The sequence below is a fragment of the Pseudoalteromonas sp. AOP31-A2-14 genome, from assembly GCF_052378035.1.
In the GTDB taxonomy this organism is placed as follows: Bacteria; Pseudomonadota; Gammaproteobacteria; order Enterobacterales; family Alteromonadaceae; genus Pseudoalteromonas.
The window spans coordinates 507,621-524,735 of record NZ_JBQSXI010000002.1 but is presented as its reverse complement, the minus strand read 5'-3'; the positions used below and the strand labels follow the sequence as shown (position 1 = coordinate 524,735).

Annotated in this window: 16 protein-coding genes; 13 read left to right on the top strand and 3 right to left on the bottom strand. The window is 39.1% G+C overall.

Going from position 1 to position 17,115, the window contains the following annotated elements; all coding sequences use genetic code 11:
- Window positions 1–61 precede the first annotated feature (61 nt).
- The 9 genes from ACT3S9_RS18230 (at window position 62) to ACT3S9_RS18190 (ending at window position 11,477) form a co-directional block, all read left to right on the top strand.
- Entirely contained in the window at window positions 62–1,030 is a 969-nt protein-coding gene (locus ACT3S9_RS18230) for a kinase (RefSeq protein WP_441831227.1), read from the top strand.
- On the top strand, window positions 1,030–2,025 hold the full coding sequence (locus ACT3S9_RS18225) for a Gfo/Idh/MocA family protein (protein WP_441831228.1): 996 nt from the start codon (window positions 1,030–1,032) through the stop codon (window positions 2,023–2,025). Before ACT3S9_RS18230 ends, ACT3S9_RS18225 begins: the two co-directional genes overlap by 1 nt.
- 69 nt (window positions 2,026–2,094) lie before the next feature.
- Window positions 2,095–2,724 (top strand): uracil phosphoribosyltransferase, encoded by a 630-nt coding sequence (gene upp / locus ACT3S9_RS18220; RefSeq protein ID WP_441831229.1) that lies wholly within the window; start codon window positions 2,095–2,097, stop codon window positions 2,722–2,724.
- A 7-nt stretch (window positions 2,725–2,731) separates the two neighbouring features.
- On the top strand, window positions 2,732–3,967 hold the full coding sequence (locus ACT3S9_RS18215) for a uracil-xanthine permease family protein (protein ID WP_441831230.1): 1,236 nt from the start codon (window positions 2,732–2,734) through the stop codon (window positions 3,965–3,967).
- Between the two features lie 792 nt (window positions 3,968–4,759).
- Window positions 4,760–6,034 (top strand): group II intron reverse transcriptase/maturase, encoded by a 1,275-nt coding sequence (gene ltrA, locus ACT3S9_RS18210; protein WP_086960535.1) that lies wholly within the window; start codon window positions 4,760–4,762, stop codon window positions 6,032–6,034.
- A 190-nt stretch (window positions 6,035–6,224) separates the two neighbouring features.
- A complete protein-coding gene (locus ACT3S9_RS18205; RefSeq protein WP_441831231.1) occupies window positions 6,225–7,949 on the top strand; it encodes an HAD-IIB family hydrolase in 1,725 nt (574 codons plus the stop codon).
- Window positions 7,942–9,162 carry a glycosyl transferase gene (locus ACT3S9_RS18200; protein ID WP_441831232.1) on the top strand — a complete coding sequence of 407 codons (1,221 nt, stop codon included), beginning with the start codon at window positions 7,942–7,944 and terminating at the stop codon, window positions 9,160–9,162. The genes ACT3S9_RS18205 and ACT3S9_RS18200 overlap by 8 nt, the downstream gene beginning before the upstream one ends.
- A gap of 18 nt (window positions 9,163–9,180) precedes the next feature.
- The gene (locus ACT3S9_RS18195; protein WP_441835250.1) at window positions 9,181–10,950 is read left to right on the top strand and encodes a sugar phosphorylase; all 1,770 of its coding nucleotides are present in this window, start codon (window positions 9,181–9,183) and stop codon (window positions 10,948–10,950) included.
- A gap of 137 nt (window positions 10,951–11,087) precedes the next feature.
- Window positions 11,088–11,477, top strand: a complete 390-nt coding sequence (locus ACT3S9_RS18190; RefSeq protein WP_441835249.1) for a cytochrome b562 — start codon at window positions 11,088–11,090, stop codon at window positions 11,475–11,477.
- A gap of 54 nt (window positions 11,478–11,531) precedes the next feature.
- Here ACT3S9_RS18190 and ykgO read toward each other — a convergent pair whose 3' ends face one another.
- Window positions 11,532–11,672, bottom strand: a complete 141-nt coding sequence (gene ykgO, locus ACT3S9_RS18185; RefSeq protein ID WP_441835248.1) for a type B 50S ribosomal protein L36 — start codon at window positions 11,670–11,672, stop codon at window positions 11,532–11,534.
- Window positions 11,672–11,923: a type B 50S ribosomal protein L31 gene (locus ACT3S9_RS18180; RefSeq protein ID WP_441835247.1), complete on the bottom strand. Its 252-nt coding sequence runs from the start codon at window positions 11,921–11,923 to the stop codon at window positions 11,672–11,674. The genes ykgO and ACT3S9_RS18180 overlap by 1 nt, the downstream gene beginning before the upstream one ends.
- 204 nt (window positions 11,924–12,127) lie before the next feature.
- Between ACT3S9_RS18180 and ACT3S9_RS18175 the strand changes: the two genes are divergently transcribed.
- The 4 genes from ACT3S9_RS18175 (at window position 12,128) to ACT3S9_RS18160 (ending at window position 15,646) form a co-directional block, all read left to right on the top strand.
- Window positions 12,128–12,403 carry a hypothetical protein gene (locus ACT3S9_RS18175; protein ID WP_441835246.1) on the top strand — a complete coding sequence of 92 codons (276 nt, stop codon included), beginning with the start codon at window positions 12,128–12,130 and terminating at the stop codon, window positions 12,401–12,403.
- Between the two features lie 97 nt (window positions 12,404–12,500).
- The gene (gene dkgB, locus ACT3S9_RS18170; protein WP_441835245.1) at window positions 12,501–13,316 is read left to right on the top strand and encodes a 2,5-didehydrogluconate reductase DkgB; all 816 of its coding nucleotides are present in this window, start codon (window positions 12,501–12,503) and stop codon (window positions 13,314–13,316) included.
- Between the two features lie 516 nt (window positions 13,317–13,832).
- Complete coding sequence (locus tag ACT3S9_RS18165; RefSeq protein ID WP_441836664.1) at window positions 13,833–14,462, top strand: cytochrome c oxidase assembly factor Coa1 family protein; 630 nt, start codon at window positions 13,833–13,835, stop codon at window positions 14,460–14,462.
- A gap of 563 nt (window positions 14,463–15,025) precedes the next feature.
- A complete protein-coding gene (locus ACT3S9_RS18160) occupies window positions 15,026–15,646 on the top strand; it encodes a cytochrome c oxidase assembly factor Coa1 family protein (protein WP_441836665.1) in 621 nt (206 codons plus the stop codon).
- A gap of 785 nt (window positions 15,647–16,431) precedes the next feature.
- Here ACT3S9_RS18160 and ACT3S9_RS18155 read toward each other — a convergent pair.
- The gene (locus ACT3S9_RS18155; RefSeq protein ID WP_441992734.1) at window positions 16,432–17,085 is read right to left on the bottom strand and encodes a DUF6058 family natural product biosynthesis protein; all 654 of its coding nucleotides are present in this window, start codon (window positions 17,083–17,085) and stop codon (window positions 16,432–16,434) included.
- Window positions 17,086–17,115 lie beyond the last annotated feature (30 nt).

The window sequence follows — 17,115 nt, the reverse complement described above, 5'->3', positions numbered from 1 at the left end:
TATTTTATTAAAGGCGCCTGCTAATGTTAAACTACAAAAAATTTAATCACTTAGTATAGCTATGGCATTTTACCTTCCTTTATTACAACCTCATTTTAAGCAAATTGACGTTGGCGATACGCTAACATCGGTTTGGAGTGGGTGTGGCAGTATTGTCGAGTGTATACTTGATGATGAGCCATGTGTTGTTAAGGCTATTAAAATACCAAGCTACATAAACCATCCTAAAATAAAGCAAAGCGAATTTGCGCTAAAAAGAAAGCAGTATTCTTATAGCGTTGAATATAACTTTTATAAACGTTACAGCACGTTTTTACCCAGTACAGCAAAAAGTATTGAATGTATAAGTGCAATTAATAAAGACGATGAATATGCATTGGTGTTTAAAAACTTTAGCCAACATGGATTTACTCAAGCTAGCAATTACCATTTAAAAGCAATATTAGAGTGGCTGGCAAATTTTCATGCATATAATTTAAATAAGCCCGCTGATGGCTTATGGCAACAGGGTAACTATTGGCATTTAAGCACTCGCCCAGATGAGTTTAATAAACTAAATGAAAACCCTGATAAAAAGTCCGATATTAAAAGCGCTGCACATAAAATAGATAAAATGTTACAAACATCACACTACAAAACGCTGATTCATGGCGATGCTAAACTTGCCAATTTTGCTGCAAGTGAGCAAAGCGAAATATTAGGGTATGACTTTCAATATGTAGGTGCTGGGGTAGGGGTTATAGATGTAATGTACTTTATGACCAGTTGCTTTAATGATGACCAGCTGCATGATCACGCAGATGAATATTTAGCTTATTATTTTACGCATTTAAAAAGTGCGCTGACAATTTATCAGCCAACTATTAATGCTGATGATGTTACTACTCAGTGGCAAAAATTATGGCCTTTAGCATGGGCTGACTTTTACCGTTTTTTGGCGGGGTGGAGCCCTACACATAAAAAAATAAATACCTATATGCTTAACCTTTACAATGAGTCGCTAAATAATTTAGGTGCTAAGGAAGAATAATGGAAAAGAAAATTCGGTTTGGTATGATCGGCTGCGGCGCCGTAACAGAAATCAAAAGTGGGCCTGCTTATCAAAATACGCAAGGTATTGAGCTTGTTGGCGTGACTCGGCGTGACTTAACCAAAGCTCATGAATATGCCCACCGCCACAATGTAAAGCAGGTTTTTGCAAGCGCCAGCGATTTAATAAATAGCGCAGATATAGACGCTGTTTATATTGCCACGCCACCTGATAGTCATTTAGCGCTTGCACTACAAGTCGCTGCTGCCGGCAAGCCATGTTGTATTGAAAAGCCGCTTGCACCAACTTTATTAGAGTCTCAACAGATAGTGGATGCTTTTAAAGCCGCTAGTGTGCCGTTGTTTGTTGCTTATTATCGGCGCTCATTACCCCGGTTTAATAAAATAAAGCAGCTGATCGATAAAGGAGCGATAGGGCAAGTTAGGCATGTCAGTTGGCACTTAAGTAAACCGCCTAGCGAGCTTGATTTGTCAGAGGAATATAACTGGCGTACCGATAGTAACATTGCCCGTGGCGGTTACTTTGATGATTTAGCCAGCCATGGCTTAGATTTAATAGCATACTTGTTGGGTGAATATAAGTATGTGCAAGGATTTGCCACAAACCAACAGGGACTGTACACGGCTTTTGATGCTGTAACAGCTAGCTGGCTTCATCACAATGGTGTAACAGGCAGCGCAAGTTGGAATTTTGCAAGTCGAAGTCGTCATGATCACGTTACGGTTTATGGTAGCAAAGGTGAGCTTAGCTTTAGTATTTTTGACGAGCAGGCTATTACACTTAACAATGAGCAAGGAAAGGAACAATTTATTATTGAAAACCCTAAACATATTCAGCAATATCATGTTGAAAATATGGCGCATAGTTTATTGAATGTAAGCGAGCATCCTTCAACGGGTGAGTCGGCATTACATACTAGTTGGGTTATGGAACAAATTTTAATCGATACAGTAGCTAGTCATCAGAAAACTTAGCTAAAGATAAGGTTAAGTATGCGATTTTCAGCTAAAATAAGCGCAGTTTATTTTTAGTAGGTTCTTTTTATGTCTATACATGTGATTACTCATCCTTTGGTTCAACACAAACTAGCTTTAATGCGCGAGCATGGTATTAGTACTAAAAGCTTTCGCGAGCTATCTTCAGAAGTAGGCACTTTGCTTACTTATGAAGCCACTAAAAACTTACCACTAGAAAATGTACCAATTACTGGTTGGGATGGCGCAGACTTAACGGTTGAGCATATTAAAGGTAAAAAAATTACTGTAGTTCCTATTCTTCGCGCAGGGTTAGGAATGATGGATGGCGTAATGCAATTATTACCTGCGGCTAAAGTGAGTGTTGTTGGTCTGCAACGCAACGAAGAAACATTAGAGCCAATCCCCTATTTTGAAAAGCTGGTAGGTAAAATAGACGAGCGTTTAAGTCTAGTTATTGACCCAATGCTGGCAACCGGTGGGTCGATGATTGCTACAATCGATATGCTAAAAAAAGCAGGCTGTAAAGAGATTAAAATTATTGTGTTAGTTGCTGCGCCAGAAGGAGTGGAAAAAACGCTCAAGGCTCATCCTGATGTCGAAATATTCACCGCTTCACTCGATAGCCATCTTGATGAAAAGGGTTATATTATTCCGGGCCTCGGCGACGCTGGTGACAAAATATTTGGTACAGTGTAGATACCCTGTGAGTGAACCAACCTTTTCAATCAAAACCGTATTAACCGGGGCACAAATGTTATTTGTAGCCTTTGGTGCGCTAGTATTAGTTCCTTTATTGACTGGCCTCGACCCTAATGTTGCACTGTTTACCGCTGGTGTCGGTACGCTTTTATTTCATATAGTGACCAAAGGCCAAGTACCCATATTTTTAGCATCTTCATTTGCCTTTATTGCCCCTATTACCGCCTCAGTACAGCTTTTTGGTGTGCCAGCGACGATGGGTGGTTTAATGGTGGCAGGTGGAGCGTATGTCTTATTAAGCATACTGGTTAAAGTGAAGGGGGTTGCAATACTGCATAAGATACTACCGCCTATAGTAGTAGGCCCTGTGATCATGGTGATTGGCCTCGCACTTGCACCCGTTGCAGTTAATATGGCAATGGGTAAAAGTGGCGATGGTGCCATTCAGTTAATTCCTTATGGGCAAGCGATTGGTGTTTCTATATTTTCTTTATTGGTGACGCTTATTTTTGCCGTATGGGGGAAGGGGGTATTCAAGCTTATCCCTATTTTAGCGGGGGTTGTTGCAGGTTACAGTGCGTCATTATTTTTAGGAATTGTAGATTTTACTGTCGTTAATAATAGCCGTTGGCTTGCCGTGCCAGCGTTTACGTGGCCTGAATTTAAATGGCAAGCTGTGCTATTTATGCTCCCCGTTGCGATAGCGCCGGCCATTGAACACATTGGCGACATGATGGCGATAAGCCAAGTAACCGGTAAAGATTACCTTAAAAAGCCGGGCTTACATCGGACTTTGTTGGGTGATGGTTTAGCAACTACCACTGCGTCTTTATTTGGTGGGCCGCCCAATACTACGTATTCAGAGGTTACTGGTGCGGTCATGCTAACACGTAATTTTAATCCTAAAGTGATGATTTGGACTGCCATTATTGCGATTACTTTAGCCTTTGTAGCTAAAATGGGCGCTGGCTTACAAACCATTCCTGTACCCGTGATGGGCGGAATTATGATTTTGCTGTTTGGTTCTATTGCAGTCGTTGGGTTAAATGCATTGGTAAAGTCAGGTGACGATTTAACCGAACCACGTAACTTAAGTATCGTGGCACTTATTTTAGTGTGTGGTATTGGTGGTATGCATATTGGTGGCGGTGAGTTTAGCCTGCAAGGCGTAAGTTTATGTGCAGTTTTAGGGATTGTACTAAATTTAGTGTTGCCTAAGGTTGAACAAGAACCAACATAGTGCACTGAACTGTTAATCCATTGCACCAAATTAGCGCATTTAACATGCGCTTTTTTGTTTGCCCAGCGAAGCTGGCAAACCCGATAGGCTGAAAGATGCCTTATCACCCTGACTAAGGGGAAGATAATCTGAATGGCAAGGGCGTCACTGGCCAACGGTGGGGTCTGAAGGAAGCCATAAGAAGTTAGAGGTACACAACTAACCGTAACCTGTTTCGGCAGTATTGGTGGGTCAGCGTGCAAAATAGCGCAACGCCCTATACTTAGTCAGACCAATACTGTGCTTGAGGGTGGGATTTCTAACAGGGAGCCAGTGCAGTAACTGGGGAAGCCTGGCATCTAAACTTAATGAGAGTAAGTGGCCTAAATTCAAGGTGAAAGCCAAGATTTAGTGTCGGTGTGAGGTGGCAGATGAACCCGTAGTAGTGAGTAAGGCTAGGCCGATGAAAGCCAGTAATGGTGTGGAGGGGAAAACCAAGCCGACCATCAACATTATGTTTGATGGGGTCAACTTTAGCCAAAAGCTTTAATTGATTGCGAAGGGGGGAAGTATTCTTTAAGCGTATGAAAGACGGGAACTTTTGTTTATCGGCTCACAAGTATTTCGACGGAAATAGCCAAAATATGACGGCCAAACAGGAATGTAGACGCTGAGAATTGAAGGGCGAGCAATGGAGTAATGACTGACCACTTAGGCAGATTGCCAAAAAAGGCTAGCACACCTAATGTCATCATGAAGAATCAGCGATAAGTAGAGTGACACGAGCAGACATACCGCAAGCAAAGGCAGAAAATGACAGTTTACTACAGCTTGTACGGACAATTATTAGACATTAATAACCTGTACAAGGGATTCAAAAAAGTGAAAGCAGCTAAAGGAGCGGCCGGAATAGATAGGCAGACCGTAGGCGCATTCGCCCTGAATTTAGAAGCAAACTTAAAACAACTGCAACTTGAGCTGCAAACCAAGCAATATAGGGCACAACCTGTCAAACGGGTGGAAATACCCAAAGATGATGGCGGTGTCAGAATGCTAGGTATCCCCGCAGTTCGAGACCGAATAGTGCAACAAACACTATTGAACATACTCCAACCGATATTCGACATCGACTTTCACCCATCGAGTTATGGGTATAGGCCGAAACGAAGCTGTCATGACGCTATCAGTAAAGCAAGTGTATTTATCCGTAAATACCATCGCGACTGGGTCGTAGACATGGATTTGTCGAAGTGTTTTGACCTGCTTGATCATGCTTTGATAATTAGGAGTGTTAGACGCAAAGTGACGGACGGTAGTATTTTAAAACTGATTAATCAGTTCTTAAAAAGCGGAGTAATGATAGGTGAACACTGGGAGGCTAGTACGATAGGAAGCCCACAAGGTGGCGTAATTAGCCCGTTATTGGCCAATATCTACCTAGATGCTTTCGATCAAGAAATGAAAAAGCGTAATCACCGAATAGTGAGGTATGCAGATGATATCTTGATTTTGTGCAGCACAGAAAAAGCAGCGCAAGAAGCACTTAAGGCATCCACCCAGATACTAGAGCGAGACTTGAAATTAACCGTGAACCAAAATAAAACCCATATTGCTCATAGCAGCAAAGGAGTGAAGTTTTTGGGAGTAGAGATAGGTAGCCAGTGGACACGGATACAAGCATCAAAACTCATCGGGTTTAAACAAAAAGTGAAGCAATTAACAAAACGTAACGGCGGCATAAATTTAGCAGAAGTAATAAAACGGCTAAATCCAGTTGTGCGCGGTTTTGTAAATTATTTTAGTATAGCCAATTGTAAACGAGAGCTAAAAGCCTTGGCAGGTTGGATCAGACGAAGACTAAGGGCAATACAGCTGAGGTTGTGGAAGAAGCCATCAAGGCTACATCGACGACTAAAACAGTTAGGAAAAAAGCCACCGTTTAAGTTCATTAAGATGAACTCGTGGCGTAACTCACTAAGCCCTTTATCTTGTGTATCGATGCCAAACCAATGGTTTGAGGAGCTTGGTTTATATCCAATAGAAAAAGTGAATACGGGATGGCTTGCTTTATCGGCGTTTAGGAAATAAGTTGATAAAATGTGAAGGGTACAGGAGCCGTATACGAGGTCCGTACGTACGGTTCTGTGAGAGGGATGAGGCATAAGCCTCACCCTACTCGATTTTAACTTAATAAAAAATAAAGAAAATAAAAGTTGGCTTAGTAACTGCACTATATTTAACCATAGCGTGTCATTCTTTTTGCAAGAGGTCCAACATTGTGGATATTACCCCATTTTTAGCAAAACATAATTTACCGCTTAAATATCAGTACTTAAGTGAGCAATATTTCATTCCTTTAGGGTATGATATTTTGGCAGCAAAAGTTCCCGGCAAAGCCATGTTAGTTGCTGTAAATGGCACTCAGGGATCAGGTAAAACCACCCTTGCTGATTTTTTAATGACATGGGTGAACGAAAATACAGAATTTAATAGTATTGCACTGTCAATTGATGACTTTTACTTACCTGCGATTAAACGCCAGCAATTAGCAAAAGATGTTCACCCGTTGTTTGCAACAAGGGGCGTTCCAGGCACCCACGATACATCATTAATGCAGCAAACTTTAAGCGATTTATTAGCAGGAAAAACACAGGTACCGTTACCTAAGTTTAATAAGCAAACTGATGATCCATTTGCACTTAGTGATTGGGATAATAACCAAGCGCCAGTTGATATTATTTTTTTTGAAGGCTGGTGCGTAGGCAGTAAGCCACAGCAGCCTTATCAGTTACAACAACCTATTAATCAGTTAGAGCAGGAAGAAGACAATCAAGGTATTTGGCGACGTTGTGTAAATAGTTGTTTAGCGAATGAATATCAAACTGTATTTGCTCTTATTGATTACACCGTAATGCTTAAAGCCCCATCGTTTGAAAGTGTCTTCGCATGGCGTTTAGAGCAAGAACAAAAGTTAATAGCTAAAAACGGGGTAGGCAAGGGGACATTTACAGAACCGCAATTAGCACGATTTATTGCCCACTTTGAGCGTATAACTCGAGAAAATCTAGAAACCGTTAGCCAACATGCTGAAGCGCTGCTCATACTTGATGAACAACGTGATATTACTAATATGCGGTTTTTGGCAGGTGAAATAAGCCAACCGCTTATATTTACCGATTTAGATGGCACTTTACTTGATCATGACAGCTACCAATGTGAAGTAATAAAGCCCTTTTTAGCTGAGCTTAGTTTACATGGTATTAATGTTATTTTTAATACTAGTAAAACATTTGCAGAGGTTAAATCAATTCAGCAGTTTTTATCTCATCAGCAACCTTTTATTGTTGAAAATGGCGCCGCAGTTTACATTCCAAAAAATTACTTTGCTGTTAAGCCTATTGGTTGTGACGAATATGAAGGATATTGGCGCTATGCTTTAGCCCCAAATAATCAGCGTTTGCATACTGATTTGACTCAATACGGCGCTAAATTTAAAGACTGTTACCAGCTTTTTAGTCAGCTAGATACCGCAGAAGTGAGCGCCTTAACCGGACTTAATATAGAACAAAGTGAATTGGCGTTGTTACGTCAATATTCTGACCCAATTCATTTTATTGGCTCAGCTTTGCAGCAACAGGCTTTTGTAGATTTACTTAAATCTTTAAGTTATGACGTTCTTATCGGTGGGCGCTTTATCCATGCAACAAAAGGAAATAATAAAGGTAAAGCACAGTGCTGGTTACTTAACCAGTTTAAACAAGCGTTTAGTCATTCATTTACAGTAATTGCATTAGGCGACAGCCACAATGATGTGGCGATGCTAAAAAAGGCTGATATTGCAATTCTTATCAATAATCCTAGTAGTAAAGTGCAATCTAAAATAAAACAAAAAACATGGAAAATAAGTGATAAACCAGCCCCTGCAGGCTGGGTTCAAGAGGTAGCGGCATTAACCGTGATCAAATCGTATTTAGCAGCTAAACAGGAGCAACCTCATGGCTGACTTTTATCAAAATGGCATTATAACTACACTACATAATATCGCGGACAGACCTGTAGAAGAACTTGAGCGGGAGTTACAGGCATTTTCAAAAGAACGTCCTATGGGGCTGATTTTGCCATCTTTATATAGTGAGCTTGAAGGGCCAGCACTTAAAAATATTATTAGCGAATTACAGCATGTGCCTTATCTATCACAAATAACTATTGGTCTAGACCGTGCTGATGAAAGTCAATATCGCAATGCATTAGCGTTTTTTAAAGAACTTGGCCAACACCACAGAGTACTTTGGAATGACGGGCCACGGCTACAAGCCCTAGATAGAGAACTACAAAAATTGGGTGTTGCGCCTTGTGAGCTTGGTAAAGGGCGTAATGTTTGGTATTGCATGGGTTATAAGCTCGCAACAGCAAAGGTTGAATCCATAGCGCTGCATGATTGTGATATCTTAACCTACGATCGTGGTTTATTAGCACGACTTATTTACCCGGTAGCGCATCCGCGTTTTAACTATGAGTTTTGTAAAGGGTTCTACCCACGTACTGCCGAAGGGAAAATTAATGGCCGAGTTTCACGCTTACTCGTTACGCCTTTATTGCGCTCATTTAAAACCATATTGGGTAGCAGTGACTACCTTGAATATATGGATTCATTTCGTTACCCGCTGGCAGGAGAGTTTTCATTTCGTCGTGATGTACTCAATGATATTCGTATTCCTAGTGATTGGGGGTTAGAAATTGGTGTGTTATCAGAAATGTATAGAAACTATTCTCATAACCGCTTATGCCAGGTCGATATTGCAGATAACTACGACCATAAACACCAAGTGCTATCGCTTGATAATCAAGCTGCGGGGCTTTCAAAAATGTCGATTGATATCACCAAAGCATTGTTTAGGAAGTTAGCCACTCAAGGGGTGACTTTTACCAGCGAAACGATTCGTTCACTTAAAGCAACATACTATCGTATTGCTCTGGACTTTATTGAAACGTACCACAACGATGCTGTGATGAATGGTCTAACTTTGGATATTCACCATGAAGAAAAAGCGGTGGAAATGTTTGCACAAAACATTATGAATGCGGGAGAGCATTTTTTACAACACCCTATGGAAGCACCTTTTGTTCCTAGTTGGAATCGTGTTGCCTCAGCTATGCCCGATGTATTCTCACGGTTAGAAGAAGCAGTAGAGCTTGATAATAAAGAATTTTCATAAGAAATAAGAGGTAGGGCAATGAGTAAAGCGCTATTTGAACAACGGGTTGAACAACATTTACAAAGCATATACGAAGGTGTTGATCTGTGTATGAGCATCGATGCTCTAGCAAGTATGTTGATCACTACAATGGTCAAAGATGATCCTGTGCGAGACCCGACACCTCATAAAAATAGATGGGATCAGCAAGATGTAATTCTTATAGCTTACGGTGATTCAATCATGCGCTATACTGAAGCAGCGCAAGCCGTGGCCGTTCCCAGTGAGCCCCCGTTACATACATTACATCGATTCATAAAAAATCAATGTGCGGGAACGATCAACTCACTACATATCTTACCGTTCTATCCATACAGCTCTGATGAGGGCTTTTCGGTGATGAACTACGTGCAAGTCAACGAAGCATTAGGAAGTTGGGAAGACATTCAAGGTATTGCTAAAGATGTGAATTTAATGGCTGATTTAGTGATTAATCATTGCTCTAGCCGCAGTCAGTGGTTTGAAAACTTTATTCATGGCAAGGAACCTGGGGTAAGCTATTTTAAAACAGCCAGTTTGACTGATGATGTATCTGCTGTCGTGCGGCCAAGGACATCTCCTTTATTGAATACAGTGCAAACCGCACTGGGGGAGCGGCATGTTTGGTGTACTTTCAGCCCCGATCAAGTAGATTTAGATTTTGCTAACCCATTAGTACTTAACGAGTTTGTAGGTATTATCCGACATTATTTAGATAATGGGGTGAAAATATTTCGTCTTGATGCTGTGGCTTTTTTATGGAAGGAGCTAACCACTTCTTGTATAAATTTACCGCAAACTCATGAAGTAATTAGATTATTACGTACCTTAATAGAGCATGTTGAGCCAAGTGTAATCATTATCACAGAAACAAATATCCCTAACCGTGAAAATTTATCATACTTTGGTAACGCTAACGAAGCACATTGTATTTATAACTTTTCACTGCCCCCACTGCTTTTACATACCTTACTTAGTGGTGATGCTACCGCGTTAAAGCATTGGATGATGAGTATGCCTCCGGCGCAAAATGGCACTGCCTACTTTAATTTCATTGCTTCACACGATGGTATTGGCTTGCGGCCTGTGGAAGGGTTACTTGACCAGATTCAGATTGGTAAAATGGTCGAAACTACAGCAGGTTTTGGTGGCAAAGTATCAATGCGCACCGCGCCTGATGGTACTAATAGCCCTTATGAGCTTAATATTGCACTTTATGATGCGCTACAAGGCACTCATAAAGGAGTTGATAAATGGGGGCATGCTCGTTTTATATGTGCTCATGCGATTATGTTTGCGCTAGAAGGGATCCCGGGCTTATATATTCATAGTTTACTTGGCACAACAAATGATTATGCTCGATTTGACAATAGCCAACATAACCGGGCAATTAACCGACACCGCTGGCAAGAGTCAGAAATATTAGCAAAGCTTGCTGATGAAAAAAGCCATCATAATCAAGTGTGTCATGATATTAAAAACCTAATAGCAATACGTAAAAAGCAGCCTGCTTTTCACCCCAATGCAACTCAATATACCTTACAGCTTGGTACACACTTGTTTGGTTTTTGGCGACAAAGTATTAATCGAGAACAAAGTATTTTTTGTATTTATAATATTAGTGACCAGCAACAAGTCATTGCATTAGCAGATTTAAACTTGATAGAAACAGAGTGTTGGATGAATTTACTGACAAACACCCCTATTGACGAACAAAACCTAAATATTGAACTTAGTCCCTACCAAGTTATTTGGTTGAGTAACAGATAGATGTTAGCTGTTGCGTTATTTGACTTTAAAGCCGCTGTAAAGCCCCTTTACAGCTTTGTGGGTAACTGCTTATTGATGAGAGATACAAATTTGTTTAGATAAGGTATAATCTGCGCTCATTTTCAGTAGGGTATATTATGAGATTGTTGTTATTTATTAGTTTACTAGTTTTTAGTAGCGCTGCGTTTTCAAATCAACCTCTTGACTTAGAAGTCAACATGAAAAATATGGGCCTTGCCTATAAGCAAAGTGTAGAAGCGACTAATATTGAGGATTTTAACCGCGCTATTGATGAATTTATTCATTTGGTAGAACGTAGTAAAACAGCAAAGTTTAGTCGCTATGAAACCGAGTCATTACAAGGGTTAGATAAGGTTATTAATAAGGCACAGCTAGCGAAGGAGTTAGCAAACGACAAAGGACCTAGCGCCGCAAAAGGCGTGCTAAAGTCGATTGATGGCTTAAGAAAAAAATACCACAAACTTCATGAACCACCAGGTTTTTGGGAGCTATTGTTTGGTGGTTAAATTAGTACAGTATAGCGTGCAACTATCTTATAGAAGCACGCTTGATATATAAAATTACCTTCCTTTCTTTTTCATACCTTGTACTGCTTTAAAACGTGGGTTGTCTTTACAAATTACAAAAATACGACCTTTACGCTTGACTGTTTGACAGCCAGGGCGTCTTTTAGCACTTTTAAGTGAGCTCAATACCTTCATTATTTGCTAGCAAGGTTTTTAAAGCGGCGGTTAAAGGCTGCAACACGGCCATCACTTGCCACTGTTTTTTGTTTTCCGGTATAAAATGGGTGTGAATCGCTTGACACATCTATTGGAACATATGGGTAGGTTTTACCTTCAAACTCAACAGTTCTGTTTGTTTTAATGGTTGAACCAATAATAAAGTAACTGTCGGCAGCGGTGTCGTGAAAAGCAACGGTTTGGTAATCAGGGTGAATATTGGGTTTCATGTTAGACTCTTTGCTATGTGATAGTATAACTTTAATTTATAGTAAATAAGAATTGTTTGCAAATGGTTTAGGTTAAAAAATTCATCATTGAGTGTAATTTGTACTAATCAATCAAAAGATAAGCAGTCAGTTTAAAAAAACTAGCTATTGGCATTTAGCCTGTTATAAATAAGAGAGAGTTGTATAAAAGGAGCTAAGTTTGAGATGAGCGAACAGACACAAGAAACTATTGATGAGCAAATAGACCAAGATGTTATGGATACTTTACGTAGTAAAGATCACAGCACACTAGCGAAACAAATCGACCCACTTAGTTGTACTCATAATGACATTGTTGAACTGCTCGCACATTACATCGCATTAAGTGAACAAGATAATGATGAATTATTTGATAATTGGTTCGATAACTTGAGTAAAGAACAACACACCGTATTAAAAACTTTTGAAGTTTATCGCGGCCAATATGAACATCTAGATTAATGACTTTAGCTTATTAAGCGATTATTTATTTGTGCTGACTTGAATCTCAAAGATTTGACCACAGACAATAGATACACACCTTAATTAAGGAGAAGTTATGCCACAACATGTTATTGAAATGCCAGATTTGGGTATAGGTACGTTTCGCTTAGAAGGTAAATCAGCTTATAATTCCGTGAGTATGGCTTTAGATGTTGGTTTTCGACATATCGATACTGCGCAAATTTACGGTAATGAAAAGCAAGTTGGTCAAGCAATTAAAGACAGTAATGTTCCCCGTAGCGAGCTTTTTATCACCACCAAAGTGTGGAATGATAAATTAAATGAATCAAGCTTTATTGATAGTGTTAAAGAAAGTCTTGATAAGCTGCAAGTTGAACAGGTTGATTTACTATTGATCCACTGGCCTTCTCCAGCAAACGGTGAGCCAATGAGTGAATACCTAACCCAGTTGAAAAAGGCCAAAGAGCTCGGCTTAACCAAACATATTGGTGTATCAAACTTTACTATTGCTAACTTAACTGAGGCGATGCAAACACTTGATAGCCGAGAAATATTCACAAACCAAATTGAAGTTCACCCATATTTAACTAATACCAAGCTACGTGCTTTTTGCCAGCAGCATGATATTCATGTCACAGCTTATATGCCATTTGTAGTTGGAAAAGTATTAAACGATGAGGTGATACTCGATATAGCCAAAAAGCATAATGCTTCAGCTGCGCAAGTGACGCTGGCTTGGATTAATGCTAACGGCATGACCACAATTCCATCATCCACAAAGCGTAAAAACCTAGAAGATAACTTTGATGATTCAGTAAAACTCGATGCTGATGATATCGATCGCATTAATGGCCTTGATTGTGGCGATAGACAAGCAACGCCTGACTTTGCACCGCAGTGGGATGAATAGCCCCTGCATGATGCAACCCTTATAGACTCGAAGCGCAAGTTGATCTTGCGCTTTTTTGTATATATTACAATAGCAGCCTAGAAAACATGATTCTGCGATTTTTTATTTCTATTTTATATTGGTCGACGCTTAATAAGCATAATTTGCGTTAAGCTAGAGTGATGAGGTGTAAATTTAGTTTTTATTTAAATTCTGCATTCGGATAATAAGTGGGTTGGGTACAGTTATATAATATTGATATACAAAAAGCAGCTGACTTTTACCACGTTGGCTTTTGATTACATTATTAAACCTCTTTCAGGCAATGCAAAGCATTAGTACATCAACTTTATATACGTTGGTTTGTTGATATCTTTTATCTAAGAGTCAAGAGGGGGATGTCTATGAATAACTTCGTACGGTTAACAATTAAGCCGCAAGTAGGGCTTTGTTAATCATTAAAACGTTATATTTATTGTATTAGTTACTGACTCATTATGTTGTGATATTTGCAATAAAATCTTAAAAGGCATTTACATGGAAGAACCAAACTATACTTCAGGCAAAGGAAAGAACTCAGTTGTTCCACCGCAAATTAAAGGGTGGAATTGGGGGGCCTGTTTATTAAATTGGATTTGGGGGTTAGGTAACAATACGTTTATTGCATTACTTATGTTTGTTCCTATTGTTAACGTGGTGATGTTCTTTATGCTGGGCGCTAAAGGTAATGAATGGGCATGGAAAAATAATATATGGAGAGATGTTGAGCATTTTAAAAAGGTGCAAAAAAAATGGCGTAACGCAAGTTTTGCATTATTAATAATTGTCGCTCTACCGCTTATTACGACATTGTCATACAACTATATTTCTAATATGTACAAGATGGATGCTTTTAAGCAATCTTATAATGTTCTTGGAAAGAATCCAAATGTAATTAAAATCACAGGGCCAAGGCTTGAAGTTGCATTAACTCATATTCTTGATGACTATCAACATACTGATACGCCTGGTGAAAGGGCATTTTTTTATTATGCCTCTGGCTTTAAAGGTAGTGTGCAGGTACAAGTTATTGTGAGGAACGAGTTTTTTGGTTGGTCATTACAGCGAGTTATAGTCAAAGATAGTGACTCACCAACCGTTATAAATGTACTAGACAAAAGTGAGTAAAGGGCATTTTGGTAAAGTAGCCGTTCAATATGTCTAACGTCACGGGTGAATACTTATTTGGGTTTTATAGGGTTTATAAGCATATATTTAGTCGTTAGTGTTGCTCCTAATAACGCATTGATATTATAGCAATTGTTAACTATTAAGCTGACATTGGACGGTACTTACTATGCAGCAAAAAAATTACATTTCTGAGCAAGGAAAAACTCTGCAGTCCCACCATTAAAGAAATTTTTGTTCAAGGCAGGGGCCTTTAGATATTATTATTGTCTTAAATACAAAAGAATGAAACTTGGGTGTGCTTATTTTTTGAGATTGAACAGGTTTTAACCTTAAAAAGTCAATACGCTCTAAGCTATCTAATTGATTAAGCGCTAAAAATAGATCAGCAATTAAATTTAAAAGTGCATTAAGTAAAATAACGTAATTATTTTTTTAGCTACAGCTATTAAGTGAAGAATCGTATCGTAAGTTAAGTGGCTTCTTTATACAGTTTACGGACAATTCTTTATTCGCTACTATTGGCCCATATTAGAATACAAAGTCTTTTAGGTCTTTTTTATATGGAAGAACAACACTATATTTCAGGTGAAGGTAAAAATTCAACAATACCACCGCAAATTAAAGGGTGGAACTGGGGAGCATGTTTATTAAATTGGATTTGGGGAGTGGGTAACAACACATATATCGCGTTACTTATACTTATACCCTTTGTAAATTTAGTGATGTTTTTTATACTTGGTTTTAAAGGAAATGAATGGGCGTGGCGAAATAACAAATGGCAAAGTGTCGAACATTTTCAAAGAATCCAAAAAATGTGGCGTAATACAGGATTAATTCTATTTGTTGTTATCATGCCTTTACTTTTTGTTGGGGTTTTTAGTATTGTTGGTAGCGCGCTCAAAGGAGAGGCGTTTGATCAATCGGTGGCTATTGTATCTAAAAATGAACAGGTTATTGAGCTTGTAGGTCAGCCAATTGAAGTCGATTTCTTCGTTACTGGTGATATTCAAACATCAGGCTCACAAGGTGATATCGCGCTGCAGTACTCAATTAGCGGCCCAAAGGGTGACGCTGACATCTACTTAGAAGCTTACAAAGATCACACTTGGAAAATATACAGTCTCTATGCTTATAGTAAAGACAACAACAAAGAGATAAATCTTTTAAGGTCAGCACAATAGCTTTAGATTATACAAAGCGATATTGTTGAATGATTTTTAAATCTTTATTTAGAAAATGAGGCTAATCTAGCCTCATTTTTATATAGGTATCGCTGCTTCTTATTCCTATGTCTCTTCTTAATTGGTACTACTTAATCGATAAGTCATACTTTAGTAAAGCCGCATTAATACAGCGGGCACGCAATGTCTGTTTTTTCATGGTCTGCGCCATAGCTTAGCGCTGTTAAGTAGTTCCATTGCTTGGGGCAAGGTGGTGCGCTTATCTTGGCTCAAATGAGTTTTGGTTATAAGTTCAGTTATATAGTCAACAATAAGGCATGCAATATCAACGTTTGTGGCACAAATAGCGCATGTTTTTAAATAATTATTTTTATACGCAGCCTAGAATAAGTTAAACAAGTAAGTCTTATTACCACAATTTAAACTCCTCTTATTTATCAATTTTTAAGTTGAACTTTAAAAAGTGCCTTTTTAGTCGAGCAATAAGCGTAAAATCACTGTCAGTAATATTCCGTGTAGCGCGCTTTTAGCACACCCCCCATAGATTGCAACGACAGATAAGCCACGTTTTATTAAAGCCTAAATTGGAGTGTTAATTAAGCAATTATTTTTCGGGGGGATTACCATTTGATTTCTAAAAGGCGAAGTTTCCCCTCACCGTTACATTTACAAAGCATTGAAAAATTTATCTCAAATCTAGACAGACAGTCACCGATTAAAAAATGGGGAACTGTCAGATCAAGTCTGAACTAGTACATTTATATACAACTAGATGTTGATTAAAATCACTTTACGGATAAATCATATTTACTGACTACGTCGTCAATATAGCGATGCCGTAGGGTGTTCTTTCCTTCGTGGCCGGTGCCATGGCTTAGTGCGCGGTTAATCAGTTTTAATGCTTTATGTAGTGCTTGACGCTCTTCTTGGTCGAGCCCGATTTTGGTTCTTAGTTCTGTGATGTCGTCAATGAGAAGTTTGGCTATATCAAGTTGGACTATCTCTTCTATTAAGCCATTTTGGGTCAATACGCCATACTTGCTACACAAAAATTGTTGCCACACTTGTTGTAAGTGCTCCTCAATCTCACTGCCAAATAGATCTTCACTTATGGCAAAGCCTTGTTGTGTTAGCTTCGTAAGCTGAGAGCTATAGTGCTGAGCAAAATAGTTAAATGCTTGGCTTGAAGAGTCAACTTTATGCTTAAGTAGGTGCTGCCCCCAATTAACGCTGCCTCGTGGGTAATAATCATCATACTCTTCACACTGATATATGCCTGAGTAAGAGCTGCACTCAAGCTGACTTTGAATACAATAACTGGGTTTTGGAAATAAACTACTTTGTTGCCAGTGTAAAAGCGTTTCCTCATCTATAGCTAATGCATGGCAAAGCTCTTCTGCGGTGTAAAAGTAGGTAGCTAAAAATTTAGATAAACGCATAATGACTCAACTCACATAAAGCACTGTTAA